This is a genomic window from Streptacidiphilus sp. PB12-B1b (assembly GCF_014084125.1).
Lineage (GTDB): Bacteria > Actinomycetota > Actinomycetes > Streptomycetales > Streptomycetaceae > Streptacidiphilus.
Map to the genome: position 1 here is coordinate 4,247,580 of NZ_CP048405.1, position 15,180 is coordinate 4,262,759.

Here is a 15,180-nt window from a genome sequence, read left to right on the forward strand (position 1 = left end):
GTCCGTGCCTCGGTTCATGGCTGGGTTCGTCGCGGGCGTCATTGCGGGGGTCGTCGCGGGGGTCGGGACCGGGGCGGTCACGAGGTGCCCAGCTCGTTGTCGATGAAGTCGAAGATCTCGTCGTCGGTGGCGCCGTCCATCATGTCCTCGATCGCCACCTCGGCCCCGCCGGTGACCGGGCCGAGCCGGCCCAGCAGCGCTTGCAGGCGGGCGGCGAGCCGCTCCCGGGCGGCGGTGTCGGTGACGCCGACGCCCAACGCCTGCTCCAGCCGGTCGAGTTCGGCCAGGCCGGGCAGCGGGTCGGCTCCGGGCTCGGGCTCGGGCCCGGGGATGATTCCGGCAGCCAGGTGGCCGGCGATGGCCAGCGAGGTGGGGTAGTCGAACAGCAGCGTGGCCGGCAGTTGCAGCCCGGTGGCCGCGCGGAGCCGGTTGCGCAGCTCCACGGCGGTCAGCGAGTCGAAGCCGAGCTCCAACAGGCCCCGGTCGGGTTCGACCGCGGCGGAGCTGCTGAAGCCGAGGACCAGCGAGGCGTGCGTGCGGACCAGGTCCAGCAGGACCCGGTCGCGCTGCGGGCCGCCGAGGGCGGCCAGGCGCTGCTTGAGCGCCTCCGCCGCGTCCGGCCCGGTCCCGGTGCCCGCCGTGGCGCGGCGGACGGGCGCGCGCACCAACCCGCGCAGCAGCGCCGGGATGCCGCCGCTGTCCGCTTGGGCCCGGACGGCGGCGGTGTCCAGCCGCAGCGGCAGCACCACCGGCTCGTCCACTCCCCCGGCCGCGTCGAACAGCGCCAGGCCCTCGGCGGGGGTGAAGGCGATGATGCCGCCCCGGGCGATGCGCTGCAGGTCCGCCTGGGTGAGGCCGCCGGTCATGCCGGTGCTGTTGGCCCACAGACCCCAGGCCAGCGAGGTGCCGGGCAGTCCTCGGGCCCGGCGGTGGTGCGCCAGGGCGTCCAGGCAGGCGTTGGCGGCGGCGTAGTTGCCCTGGCCCATGCCGCCGAAGACGCCGGCGATGGAGGAGAACAGCACGAACTCCGACAGCTTCAGGTCGGCGGTCAGCTCGTGCAGGTGCAGGGCCGCGTCCACCTTGGGGCGGAGGACCCGGTCGAGTTGGTCGGCGGTCATGTCGGCGACGACGCCGTCGGCCAGTACCCCGGCCGCGTGCACCACCCCGGTCAGCGGGTGCTGCGCGGGGACGGAGTCGAGCACGTCGGCGAGGGCGTCCCGGTCGGCGGTGTCGCAGGCGGCGATCTCGACGTCGGCTCCGGCCGCGGCCAGTTCGGTGAGGAGTTCGGCCGCGCCCTCGGCGGCCGGGCCGCTGCGGCTGGCGAGCAGCAGGTGCCGGACTCCGTGCTCGGCGACGAGGTGCCGGGCGACGTGGGCGCCGATCGCGCCGGTGCCGCCGGTGATCAGGACGGTTCCGTCGGCGTCCCAGCCGGGTCGGCGTTCGGCCGCCGACAGCGGCACCCGCGCCAGCCGGGCCGCGTGCACCGCCCCCGCCCGTACCGCGAGCTGCGGCTCGCCGGAGGCCAGGGCGGCCGGCAGCGCGGCGTACGAGGCCGCGTCCTCGTCCAGGTCCAGCAGGACGAAGCGGCCGGGGTTCTCGGTCTGTGCGGAGCGCACCAGCCCCCAGACTGCGGCCTGGGCCAGCTGTGGGACGTCGTCGCCGGGGCGCACCGGGACCGCGCCGGAGGTGACCAGCACCAGGGTGCTGCCCGGGAGCCGGTCGTCGGCCAGCCAGGCGCGCAGCAGCGCCAGGGTGTCGGCGAGCGCCGCGCGCACGGCGGCGGGGCCGTCGGCCGGGGACTGGGGCTGCGGGCAGGCGGCCAGGACCAGCCGGGGCACCGGCTGTCCGGTGTCGGTGCGCGCGGCCAACGCGGCGGCCAGATCCGCTGCCAGATCCGCTGCCAGGTCCGGCGCCGGTTCGGCGCTGCGGCCGTCCGGGTGGACGGTGACGGTGTCGGCGCCGGTCGGCCACCAGGGGGCCGGTGCGCCCAGCAGGGCCCAGGCGGCGTCCGGGGCGGGCGCGGTGCGCTCGGGCAGGGGGCTCCACTCGGGGCGGTACAGCTCCTCGTGGTGTCCGGTGCGCGCGGCCCGCAGCTGGTCGCCGGAGACCGGCCGGAGCACCAGCGAGCGGGCCGAGGCCACCGGGCGGCCGGAGGCGTCGGCGGCGAGCACCGCCACGGTGTCCCGGCCGAGGGGGGTCAGCCGCAGCCGCAGCGCCGTCGCGCCGGAGGCGTGCAGCCGTACACCGTTCCAGGAGAACGGCAGCCAGCCCTTGGCCGGGCCCTCCAGCACGTCGAAGACCAGCGCGTGCAGGGCCGCGTCCAGCAGCGCCGGGTGCAGGCCGAAGCGGTCGGCGTCGGCCTGCTGCTGCGGCGCCAGGCTCGCCTCGGCGAACACCTCCTCGCCGCTCCGCCAGGCGGCCCGCAGGCCCTGGAACGCCGGGCCGTAGGCGAAGCCGCCCTCGGCGAAGCGGCCGTACAGCCCCTCCACGTCCAGCGGGACGGCTCCCTCCGGCGGCCAGACGGCGAGCCCGTCCGGGCCGGGATCCGTGTCGTCGGGGTGGTCGGCGACCACCAGCAGGCCGCTGGCATGCCGGGTCCAGGGCTCCTCGGCCCGGGCGTCGTCGGCCCTGGCGTGGACGCTGATGCTGCGGGTGCCGGAGGCGTCCGGGGCGCCGACGGCGAGTTGCAGCGCGACCGCTCCGCTCGGCGGCAGCGTCAACGGCGCCTCCAGGGTCAACTCCTCGACCTGGTCGCAACCGACCTGGTCGCCCGCGCGGAGGGCGAGTTCCAGAAAGGCGGTGGCCGGGAAGAGCACGCCGTCGAAGACGCCGTGGTCGGCCAGCCACGGCTGCCCGGCCAGCGAGAGCCTGCCGGTGAACAGGAAGCCGTCGGAGTCGGCCAGTTCGGCTCCGGCGCCCAGCAGCGGGTGATCGACCGGCAGCAGCCCGGCCGAGGGCAGGTCGGCGGTGGCGGCTCGGCCGTCGAGCCAGTAGCGGCGGTGGTCGAACGCGTAGGTGGGCAGGGCGGTGGCGCGGGCGCCGGTCCCGGCGTAGACGGCCCGCCAGTCCACCGGGACGCCGTGGACGTGCAGCCGGGCCAGGGCGGCGGCGGCCGAGGCGGGCTCGGGACGGTCCTTGCGCAGCAGCGGCACCAGCGTGCTGCCGTCGGGCTCGGCCAGGCAGTCCTGGCCGAGGCCGCACAGGGCGCCGTCGGGGCCGAGTTCCAGGAAAGCCGTCACGCCCTCGGCCTCCAGGTGGCGCATACCGTCCAGGAAGCGCACGGTTCCCCGGACGTGGCGCACCCAGTAGTCGGGCGAGCACAGCTCCTCGGCCCCGGCCGGGGCGCCGGTGAGGTCGGAGATGATCGGGATGCACGCGGGGTGGTACTCGACCGCCTCGGCGACCTGCCGGAACTCGGCGAGCATGGGCTCCATCCTCGGCGAGTGGAAGGCGTGGCTGACCCGCAGCCGCCGGGCCTTGCGGCCGAGGGCCTCGACCCGGGCGGCGATCTCCAGGACCGCCTCCTCGTCGCCGGAGACCACGGTGGCAGCCGGACCGTTGACGGCGGCCAGGCCGAGCCGGTCGCCGTACCCGTCCAGCAGCGGCAGCAGTTCCGCCTCGGGGAGGGTGAGCGCGACCATCGCCCCGCCGTCCGGCAGCACCTGCATCAACCGGCCCCGAGCCGCAACGAGTTGGGCGGCGTCGGACAGGGACAGCACTCCGGCGACGTGGGCGGCGGCCAGTTCGCCGACGGAGTGGCCGAGCAGGTGGTCCGGCCGTACACCCCAGTGCTCGACCAGCCGGAACAGGGCGACGCCGAGGGCGAACAGGGCGGGCTGGGTGTAGCCCGTCCGGTCCAGCGGACGGGCGCCGGGGGTGTCGGGACTGTCGACTGCGCCGATCACCTCGCGCAGCGGGCGGTCCAGCAGCGGGTCGAGCTCGGCGCAGACCGCGTCGAAGGCGTCGGCGAAGACCGGGTGGCGGGCGTACAGTTCGGCTCCCATGCCGGTCCGCTGGCTGCCCTGGCCGGGAAAGAGGAACGCCGTCCTGACTGTCCTGCCCGTCCGGCCCGGGCCGCTGCCGGTGCGGCCCGCGGCCATGCCCTGGACCAGGTCGGCGCAGGGCTGGCCGGACGCCAGCGCGCTCAGGCCGCGCAGCAGGGCGTTGCGGTCGCCGCCGGTGAGGGCCGCGCGGTACTCGAAGGCGCTGCGCTGCACCGCCAGCGAGAAGCCGACGTCGAGCGGATCGGTCAACTCATCGGCCTGTCGCAGCAGCTGCCGGGCTTGGCCGCGCAGGGCGTCGGCGCTGCGGGCGGACAGCAGCCACGGCAGCGCCTCCCGGCAACCGTCCGTCGACTCCGGCTGCGTCTGCTCGGGGCGGCCGGCTCGGCTTCGGCCTGCTCCAGGATGGTGTGCGCGTTGGTGCCGCTGACGCCGAAGGAGGACACCGCAGCGCGGCGCGGGCGGCCGGTCTGCGGCCAGGCGACGGTCTCGGTGAGCAGCCGCACCGCCCCGGCCGACCAGTCCACGAACGGCGTGGGCCGGTCCACGTGCAGGGTCGGCGGCAGCGTGCCGTGCCGCATCGCCTGCACCATCTTGATGATCCCGGCGACCCCGGCCGCTGCCTGGCTGTGCCCGATGTTGGACTTGAGCGAGCCCAGCCACAACGGCCGTTCCGGGGAGCGTTCCTGGCCGTAGGTGGCCAACAGGGCCTGTGCCTCGATCGGGTCGCCGAGCTTGGTTCCGGTGCCGTGCGCCTCGACCGCGTCCACGTCGGCCGGGGCCAGTCCGGCGGCGGTCAGCGCCTGCCGGATCACCCGCTGCTGCGAGGGGCCGTTGGGGGCGGTGAGCCCGTTGGAGGCGCCGTCCTGGTTCACCGCCGAGCCGCGGACCAGCGCGAGCACCGGGTGGCCGTTGCGGCGGGCGTCCGACAGCCGTTCCAGCACCAGCAGGCCCGCGCCCTCGGCCCAGGAGGTGCCGTCGGCGGCCGCTGCGAAGGGTTTGCAGCGGCCGTCGGCGGCCAGTACCCGTTGCCGACTGAACTCCACGAACGCGCCGGGCGTGGACATCACGGTCACGCCCCCGGCCAGCGCCAGCGTGCACTCGCCGTTGCGCAGCGCCTGCGCGGCCAGGTGCACCGCCACCAGCGACGAGGAACAGGCGGTGTCCACGGTCACCGCCGGGCCTTCCAGGCCGAGGCTGTAGGAGATCCGGCCGGACGCCACGCTGCCCGCGCTGCCGATACCGAGGTAGCCCTCGAACTCCTCGGAGGGCTCGGCCAGTCGGGAGCCGTAGTCGTGGTGACTGCAGCCGACGAAGACGCCGCTCGGGCTGCCCTTGAGTGTCAGCGGATCGATACCGGCCCGTTCGAACGCCTCCCAGGCGATCTCCAGCAGCAGCCGCTGCTGCGGGTCGATGGTGAGCGCCTCGCGCGGCGAGATACCGAAGAAGGTCGGGTCGAACTGGTCGGCGTCGTGCAGGAATCCGCCCTCCCGGGCGTAGCTGCGGCCGACCTGGTCGGGGTCGGGGTCGTACAGGCCGTCGAGATCCCAGCCACGGCTGGTGGGGAAGCCGGAGATGGCGTCCCCACCGGTGGAGACCAGCTCCCACAGCTCCTCGGGGGTGGTGACGCCGCCGGGGAAGCGGCAGCCCATGGCCACCACGGCGATCGGGTCGTCCGCACGGTCGGCGGGGCGGTCGGCGGTGTGCGGCGGCTGCGCTTCCTCCGGCGTTGCCGTGCCGGGGAGTTGGGCGCGCAGGTGGGCGGCCAGCACGGTGGCGGTCGGGTAGTCGAACACCAGGGTCACCGAGAGCCGCAGGCCGGTGGCCTCCGCCAGCCGGTTGCGCAGCTCCACCGCGGTCAGCGAGTCGAAGCCGATGTCCTTGAACACCCGGTCGGGGTCGACGGCTTCGGGCCCGGCGTGGCCCAGCACCGCCGCAACCTCGGTGCGGACCAGGTCGACCAGGGCCCGGTCGCGCTCCTCGGCGGGCATCCCGGCGAGTCGCAGCGCCGGCGTCCCGATGCCGTCGGCCGTGCCCCCGGCAGACTGCAGCTCGCTCAGCAGGCGCCGCACGTCGGGGAGTTCGGCGATCGCGGGGCTGGGCCGCAGGGCGCTGTACGCCCGGACGAAGCGGTCCCAGGCGAAGTCGGCGACGACCAGCCGGGCGTCGTCGTGGTCCAGCGCCTGTTGCAGTGCGGCGGTGGCCAGTTGGGGATCCATGGCGGACAGGCCGTCGCGGATCAGCCGCTCGCTGACGGCCCCGGCGGCGAGGCTGTCGCCCGCCCACAGGCCCCAGGCGATGGAGGTTCCCGGCAGCCCCAGATCCCGGCGGTGCTGCGCCAGCGCGTCCAGGTAGGCATTGGCGGCGGCGTAGCTGCCCTGGCCGGTACCGCCCAACGTCCCGGCCAGCGAGGAGAACAGGACGAACGCCGACAGGTCCAGGTCGCGGGTGAGTGCGTCGAGGGCGCGGGCGGCGTCCAGCTTGGGCCGCAGCACTCCGGCGGCGCGCTCGGGAGTGATCGAGTCGATCACACCGTCGTCCAGCACACCGGCCGCGTGCAGCACCGCACGCAGCGGGCGTTCGGCCGGGACAGCGGCCAGCAGCCGCGCCAGCGCGTCCCGGTCCGCGACGTCGCAGGCCGCGACGGTGACCTGGGCGCCGAGCTGCTCCAGTTCGGCCACCAGCGGTTCCAGGCCGGGGGTTTGCGGGCCACGGCGGCTGGTGAGCAGCAGGTGTCCGGCGCCGTTGCGGGCGAGCCAGCGGGCGACCTGTGCGCCCAGGCCGCCGGTGCCGCCGGTGACCAGGACGGTGCCGTCCGGCGTCCAGGCGCGGGCCGGGGCGGCGGCGCCGACGGCGGCGCGCGCCAGCCTGCGGCCGAACACCCCGGAGCCGCGCACGGCCAGCTGGTCCTCGCCGTGGTGCTCGCCGTCCGGGCCCGCGAGCACCTCGGCGAGCCGGGCGGCGGCGCGCTCGTCCAGCTGCTGCGGGAGGTCCACCAGCCCGGCCCAACGCTGCGGGTACTCGACGGCGGCGACACCGCCGAGGCCCCAGGCCAGGGCCTGCAACGGGCTGCCCAGCCGGTCGGAGCGGCCTACGGAGACCGCGCCCCGGGTGGCGCACCAGACGGGTGCGTCCAGGCCCAGATCGCCGAGCGCCTGGAGCAGCGAGACGGTCAGCACCAGGCCGACCGGCAGGTCGGAGCCGTCGGCGTGGGGCTCCTCGGCGAGTGCGAGCAGCGACAGCACGCCGACGGGCGCATCGGGCTCCTCGGCGCTCTGTGCGGTGTTCTGTGCGGTGTTCAGTGCGCTGAGCGCGGCGGCGCGGAGCCGGTCGGCGAAGGCGCTGCGGTCGGTCTCGGCCGTGCCCGCCTCCAGCAGCACGGGTTCGGCGCCGTGGCTGCGCAGGGCGGTGACGCAGGCGGCGACCGCCGGATCGTTCGCGGCCGAAGCCGGGACTGCGACCAGCCACCTCCCGGAGAGGCGGTTCCCGGAGCGCCTGGGCCCGGTCGGCAGCGGCTTCCAGGTGACCCGGTAGCGCCAGCCGTCCACGGTGGAGTGGCCCCGGCGGTCGCGCAGCCAGCCCGACAGCGCGGGGACCAGCGCCCCCAGGGAGGACCGCAGCTGGTCGTCGTCCAGGTGCAGGGTGTCGGCGAGCGCCTCCGGGTCCTCGCGGTCCACCGCGCCCCAGAAGTCCTGCTCAGCAAGGCCGGTGACGCACTGGTCAGTCATGTCGGTCTTGTCCGCAACGGGGTTGAGCCAGTAGTCCTGTTGCTGGAACGCATAGGTGGGCAGCGGGCAGCGGCGGGCCCTGGTACCGGCGAACACCGCCTCCCAGTCCAACGGCAGTCCCAGCACGTGCAGTTCGGCGAGCGCGGCGAGGATCCGGTCCGGGCCGCCCTCGTCCCTGCGCAGCGTGCCCACCACGCCGCCGCCGGGTCCGGACGCCTCCACGGCCTCCTGCAGCCAGACCGCGAGCGCGGGGTGGGTGCTGCACTCCACGAACACCCGGTGGCCGTCGGCGAGCAGCGCCTCGACGGCCTGGCCGAACTCCACCGGTCGGCGCAGGTTGCGGTACCAGTAGTGGGCGTCCATGGTGCTGGTGTCGATCGGCGCCCCGGTGACCGTGGAGTAGAACGGGACGGCGGCGGAGCGCGGCTCGATGCCGTCCAGAACGGTCAGCAGCTCCTGCCGGATCTGCTCGACCTGCACCGAGTGCCCTGCGAAGTCCACGCCGGGGATCGGCCAGCTGAGCACACCGTCGGCGGAGAGTTGTTCGGCGAGTTCCGCCAAGGCGGCCGGGTCGCCGGAAACCGCCACCGAGGTGGGCCCGTTGACGGCGGCGACGCCGAGCAGGCCGTCCCAGGCGGCGAGCCGCTGCCGCACCTGGTAGGCGGGGAGCGGGACGAACAGCATGCCGCCGTGGCCGGTGAGCGCCAGCAGGGCCCGGCTGCGCAGGGCGACCACCTGGGCCGCGTCCTCCAGCGACAGCGCTCCGGCGACGCAGGCGGCGGCGATCTCGCCCTGCGAGTGGCCGACGACCGCGTCGGGCACCACCCCGTAGGAGCGCCACAGTTCGGCGAGGGACACCATCACCGCGAACAGCACAGGCTGGACGACGTCCACCCGGTCCAGCGGCGGTGTCCCCGGCTCGTCCCGGAGCACGGCCGTCAGCGACCAGTCCACGTGCGGGGCGAGGGCGCGTTCGCAGGCGGCGATCCGGTCGGCGAAGACCGGCGCCTGCTCCAGGAGTTGCAGCGCCATACCGGTCCACTGGGAGCCCTGCCCGGGGAAGACCAGTACCGTCCTGATCTGTCGATCGACGCCGACGCCGACCGGGGCGGCGGCGCTGACCAGGCCCGGGGCGCGGCGGCCGTCGGCGAGCGCCTCCAGCCCGCGCAGCAGCGCCTCCCGGTCGCCGCCGACGACGGCCGCGCGGTACTCGAAGGCGGTCCGCGTGGTCGCCAGGGAGTAGCCCGCATCCACTGCCGAGATCTCCGGATGCTCCATCAGATAGGTATGCAGATCAGCTGCTTGGGCGTTCAAAGCCTCGGGGCTGCGGCCGGACACCACCCAGGGGACGGTGAAGCCCCCGGCCGCGTCAGCTTGTCCAGGCTCTGCCTCGGCAGGCGGCTGCTCGATGATGACGTGCGCATTGGTGCCACTCAGTCCGAAGGAGGACACGCCCGCGCGGCGCGGACGTCCGGATTCCGGCCACCGCACGGCCTCGGCCAGCAGCGCGACCGTCCCGGCCGACCAGTCCACGTGGGGTGTGGGCTCGTCCAGGTGCAGGGTCTTCGGCAGCGTGCCGTGCCGCATCGCCTGCACCATCTTGATGATCCCGGCGACCCCGGCCGCCGCCTGGCTGTGCCCGATATTGGACTTGAGCGAGCCAAGCCACAACGGGCTTTCGAGTGAACGTTCCTGACCATACGTCATGATCAATGCGTCGGCTTCGATCGGGTCGCCCAGCCGGGTGCCGGTACCGTGTGCCTCGACCGCGTCCACCTCCGTCGGCGACAGCCGGGCGTCGGCCAGCGCGTCCCGGATGACTCGCTGCTGGGCCAGCCCGCTGGGGGCGGTCAGGCCATTGCTGGCGCCGTCCTGGTTGATCGCCGAGCCGCGCAGCACGGCCAGCACCGGGTGCCCGTTGCGGCGGGCGTCCGACAGCCGTTCCAGCACCAGCAGGCCCACGCCCTCAGCCATGCCGAAGCCGTCTGCGGAGGCCGCGAAGGACTTGCAGCGGCCGTCGGCGGCCAGGCCGCGCTGGCGGCTGAAGCCGGTGAACGACAGCGGCGTGCCGATCACGGTCGCGCCGCCCGCCAGCGCCAGCGTGCACTCGCCCGAGCGCAGCGCCTGCGCGGCCAGGTGCACCGCGACCAGCGAGGAGGAGCAGGCTGTGTCCACGGTGATGGCGGGCCCCTGAAGGCCCAGGTGGTAGGCGATCCGGCCGGAGAGGACGCTGGTCGAGATGCCCGCGATGAACAGCCCCTCCAGCTCGTCCGGGACGTCCCGCATGCTGCCGCCGTAGCCCTGGTAGGACGCCCCGGCGAAGACGCCGGTCCGGGTGCCGTGCAGCGAGGCGGGGTCGATGCCCGCGCGCTCGAACGCCTCCCAGGAGGTCTCCAGCAGCAGCCGCTGCTGCGGGTCCATCGCCAGCGCCTCGCGCGGGGAGATGCCGAAGAACGCCGGGTCGAAGCGTCCGGCGTCGTGGACGAACCCGCCGGCGGCGGCGTAGCTCTTGCCGGGCCGGTCGGGGTCGGCGTCGTAGAGGGCGTCCAGGTCCCAGCCGCGTCCGGAGGGCAGTTCGGTGACGGCGTCGCGCCCCTCCGCGACCAGCCGCCACAGGTCTTCGGGGCTGCGCACACCGCCCGGATAGCGGCAGCTCATGGCGACGACGACCACCGGATCGTCGTCGGGCGCGGCCACCACCGGCAGCGGCGCGGGGGCCGACGGTCGGGCGGTGCCGAGCAGTTCCGCGCCCAGGTGCCGGGCCAGGGCCGTCGCCGAGGAGTAGTCGAAGACCACGGTGACCGGCAGCCGGAGCCCGGTGGCGGCGTTGAGCCGGTTGCGCATGTCGACGGCGGTGAGCGAGTCGAAGCCCAGGTCGCGGAAAGCCCGGCCGGGCGCGACCGCGTCCGGGGAGTCGTGGCCCAGCACGCCCGCCGCGTGCGTGCGCACCAGTGCCACCAGGACCCGTTCGCACTCGGCGGAGGGCAGCCCGCGCAGCCGGTTCGCCAGCGTGGACGACGCCCCGGTTTGCTCCGGCCCGGCGGCCGGATCGGGCTCCAGCGCCTTCCGCACCTCGGGCAGGTCGCCGATCAGCGGGCTGGGCCGGGCCGAGGTGAAGACCGGGCCGAAGCGGTCCCAGTCGACGTCGGCGACGACCACCACGGTCTCGTCGTGGTCCAGCACCTGCTGCAGACCGGCGATGGCGACGGCCGGCGGCATGAACAGGATGCCGTGGCCGCGCAGGTTCTCCTCGACCAGGTCGGCCGCCATCCCGGCGCCGTCCTGCGGGCTCCAGATGCCCCAGACGACGGAGGTGGCGGCCAGCCCGCGACCGCGCCGGCTCTCGGCCAGGCCGTCGAGGTAGGCGTTGGCGGCGGCGTACGCGCCGTGCACGGCACTGCCCCAGACCCCGGAGATGGACGAGAACAGCACGAACGCATCCAGCGAGTCCTGGTCGAACAGCAGGTCGAGGTTGCGGGCGCCGAGGACCTTGGCGCGCAGCGTCCCGGCGAACTCCGCCAGATCGGTGTCGGGCAGCGGCACCAGCGATCCGCCGCCGGCCGCGTGCAGGACCGAGCGGATCTCGCAGCCGTCCCGCTCCAACTCCTGCTTGAGGGCGCGCAACGCGTGCAGGTCGGCGACGTCACAGGCGGCCAGGGTGGTCCGGGTGCCGAGTGCGGTCAGTTCCTCCGCCAGCCCGGCCGCGCCCGGTGCCTGCGCGCCGGCCCTGCTCACCAGCACCAGGTGCTCGGCGCCGCTGCGCGCCAGCCAGCGCGCGATCTGGGTGCCGATGCCGCCGGTACCGCCGGTGATCAGGACGGTGCCGCGCGGCTTCCAGAACCGCCGCCCCGGCGTCTCCCCCCGGACCGCCCTGACCAGGCGTCGGCCGTGGCAGGCCGAGTCCCGCACCGCGACCTGGTCCTCGCCGCTGCCGCCCGCGAGCACCCGCGCCAGGCGCGCCGACGCGGAAGCGTCCAGCTCCGGCGGCAGGTCCACCAGGCCGCCCCAGCGCTGCGGGTATTCCAGGGCGGCCACGCGGCCCAGGCCCCACAGCAGGCTCTGCGCGGGGCTGACCGGGCCGTCGGCGCGGCCGACCGCGACCGCGCCACGCGTCGCCCACCACAGCGGCGCGCCCGGGCCGGACTCGCCGAGGACCTGCGCCAGCGCCAGGTTCAGCGCCGTGCCCAGCGGGGCGGACGGGTGGTCGGGGTGCGGGCGCTCGTCCAGGCCCAGCAGCGACAGCACGCCGCCGACCGGGCCGTCCACCGCGTCCAGCGCCCGGCCCAGGAAGGCCGCGAGTACGGCCCGCTCGGCGTGTTCGGCGGTGAGCGTCAGCCGGACGACACCGGCTCCGGCCTGCTCAAGCGCCTGCACGCAGGCGGGCGCGGCGGGGTCCTCGTCGGAGGTCAGGACCAGCCAGGTGCCGGTCAGCACCGCCGAACCGCTCTCGTCCAGCGGCCGCCACGCTATGCGGTACCGCCAGGAGTCCAGCACCGCCCGCTCGCGCCGGTGCTCGCGCCAGCGGTTCAGGGCCGGGAGCACGGTGCTCAGCGGAGCCTCGGGAGTGACCCCGAGGGTCTCGCTCAGCTGCTCCAGGTCTCCGGCGCCGAGCGCCTGCCACAGGGCGTCCTGCCCTTCCGCGTCCGCTCCGCCGGCTGTCGGCTGTGGGCTCGCGGCCTCCAGCCAGTACGGGCGGCGCTGGAACGCGTAGGTGGGCAGCGCGACATGGCCGACCGGGTGCGGGGCAAAGACCTGCTCCCAGTCGGGTGTGAGCCCGCTGACGTGAGCCTCGCCGAGCGACAGCAGGAACCGTTCCAGGCCGCCTTCGCCGCGCCGCAACGTGCCCAGGGCCACGGCCGGGCCCTGCGCGCTGTCGGCCACGCCCGCCGCTTCGGCGGTCTGCTGCACGCCGAAGGTGAGCACGGGGTGCGGGCTGGGCTCCACGAAGAAGCGGAACCCCTCGGCCAGCAGCCCTCGCGTGGCCTCCTCGAACCGCACCGTCTGCCGCAGATTCCGAAACCAGTACCCGGCATCCAACTCCGCCGTGTCCAACCACCCCGCCGTCACCGTGGAGAAGAACGGAACCACACCCGAACACGGCTCGATACCCGACAGGTCGCCCAACAACTGCTCCCGCAACTGCTCCATCTGAGCCGAGTGCGAGGCGTAGTCCACCTCGATCCGCCGCGCCCGCTCCACCGTGGCCACCAACTCCGCAACCGCCCCCGCATCACCCGACACCACCGTCGACGCAGGCCCGTTCACCGCCGCCACCGACAACCGACCACCCCACCCCCCAAGCCGCTCCACCACCTCACCCACCGGCAACGGCACCGACGCCATCCCCCCACCACCCGCCAACCCCACCAACGCCCGACTCCGCAACACCACCACCCGCACCCCATCCCCCAACGACAACCCACCCGCCACACACGCCGCCGCAATCTCCCCTGCGAATGCCCCACCACCGCATCCGGCACCACACCAAACGAACGCCACACCTCCGCCAACGACACCATCACCGCAAACAACACCGGCTGCACCACATCCACCCGCCCCAACGACACAGCACCAGGCACCCCCCGCAGCACATCCACCAACGACCACCCCACCAACGGCGCCAACAACCGCTCACACGCGGCAATCCGCTCCGCGAACACCGACGACGCATCCAACAGACCCGCCGCCATCCCCACCCACTGCGACCCCTGCCCAGGAAACACAAACACCGTACGACCGCTGGTCTCGGCAATCCCCTGCACCAGCAGCGGTGCGGCCTCACCCCGGGCAAGGGCGCGGACGCCGGAGACCATGGCGTCCAGATCGCGGCCGACGACCACCGCCCGGTGCTCGAAGGCGGTCCGGGTGGTGGCCAGCGCATGGCCCAAGGCGCTTGCGTCCGCAGGGGTTTCGCCGTCCAGGTGCGTCAACAGCCGGACGGCCTGCGCCCGTAGTGCCTCGGCGCTCCGGGCAGACAGCGCCCAGGGCAGTACGGCGCCGGAGCCGTGGCCCATCTCGTCGGCAGCGCAAGGGCTTTGGCCGTCGGTAGGTGCGGGCTCGATCTGCTCCAGGATCACGTGCGCATTGGTGCCGCTGACGCCGAAGGCGGAGACGGCCGCCCGGCGCGGACGCCCGGTCTGCGGCCAGGGCTGTGCGCTGCTGAGCAGCCGGACGGCTCCGGTCGACCAGTCCACCATGGGGGTGGGCTCGTCCGCGTGCAGGGTGGGCGGTAGTTCGGCGTGGTGCAGTGCCAGCACCATCTTGATCACGCCGCCGACACCGGCCGCCGCCGAGGTGTGGCCGATGTTGGACTTCAACGAGCCCAGCCACAACGGGTCTGCTGCTGAACGGCTCTGGCCGTATGTCGCCAACAGCGCCTGCGCCTCGATCGGATCGCCCAACCGGGTGCCGGTACCGTGTGCCTCCACCACGTCCACGTCTGCCGCTGTCAGGCCCGCGTCCGCCATCGCCGCCCGGATGACCCGCTGTTGCGCGGGGCCGCTGGGGGCGGTCAGACCGTTGCTGGCGCCATCCTGGTTCACCGCGCTGCCACGGATCACCGCCAGCACCCGGTGGCCGAGCCGGGTCGCCTCGGAGAGCCGGGCCAGCAGCAGCACGCCCACGCCTTCGGACCAGCCGGTGCCGTCCGCGCCCGCCCCGAATGCCTTGCAGCGTCCGTCGGCCGACAGGGCGCGTTGGCGGCTGAAGGCGACGAACGCGTCCGGGGTGGCCATCACCGACACGCCACCGGCGAGGGCCAGCGTGCAGTCGCCCGCACGCAGTGCGCGGATCGCCAGGTGGAGCGCCACCAGCGAGGAGGAGCAGGCGGTGTCCACGGTCACCGCCGGGCCTTCCAGGCCCAGCGTGTAGGAGATCCGGCCGGAGACCACACTGCCGGCGGTTCCGGTGTCCAACAGGCCCTGGACGTCAGGCAGGTGACGGGAGCCCTCGCCGTAGCCGTTGCCGATCGCGCCGAGGAAGACGCCGGTGCGGCTGCCGCGCAGGGTGCCGGGGTCGATACCGGCGCGCTCCACGGTCTCCCAGGCGGTCTCCAGCGCGAGTCGCTGCTGCGGATCCATCGCCAGGGCTTCGCGCGGCGAGATGCCGAAGAAGGCGGCGTCGAACTCCGCTGCCTCGTGCAGGAATCCGCCGTGCCGGGTGTAGGAGGTGCCGGGGCGGTCCGGGTCGGGGTCGTAGAGGGCTTCGACGTCCCAGCCCCGGTTGGTCGGCCACGGCGATATCGCGTCGCCGCCCCGGGCGACCAGCTCCCAGAGCAGTTCGGGGTGTCCACGCCGCCGGGGTAGCGGCAGCCCATGGAGATGATGGCAATGGGTTCGCGGCGGGCGTCCTCGGCCTCGCGCAGTTGCCGCCTGGCATCGCCGAGATCGGCCGTGGCCCGCCTGAGGTAGTCGAGCAGCTTCTTGTCGTCGGACATCAGTGCCAGCTCTCTT

The 15,180-nt window shown here is 74.7% G+C and carries 1 pseudogene; it reads right to left on the reverse strand.

Going from position 1 to position 15,180, the window contains the following annotated elements:
- Positions 1-77: 77 nt before the first annotated feature.
- Positions 78-15,173: pseudogene (locus tag GXW83_RS18900) on the reverse strand (type I polyketide synthase).
- Positions 15,174-15,180: the final 7 nt, after the last annotated feature.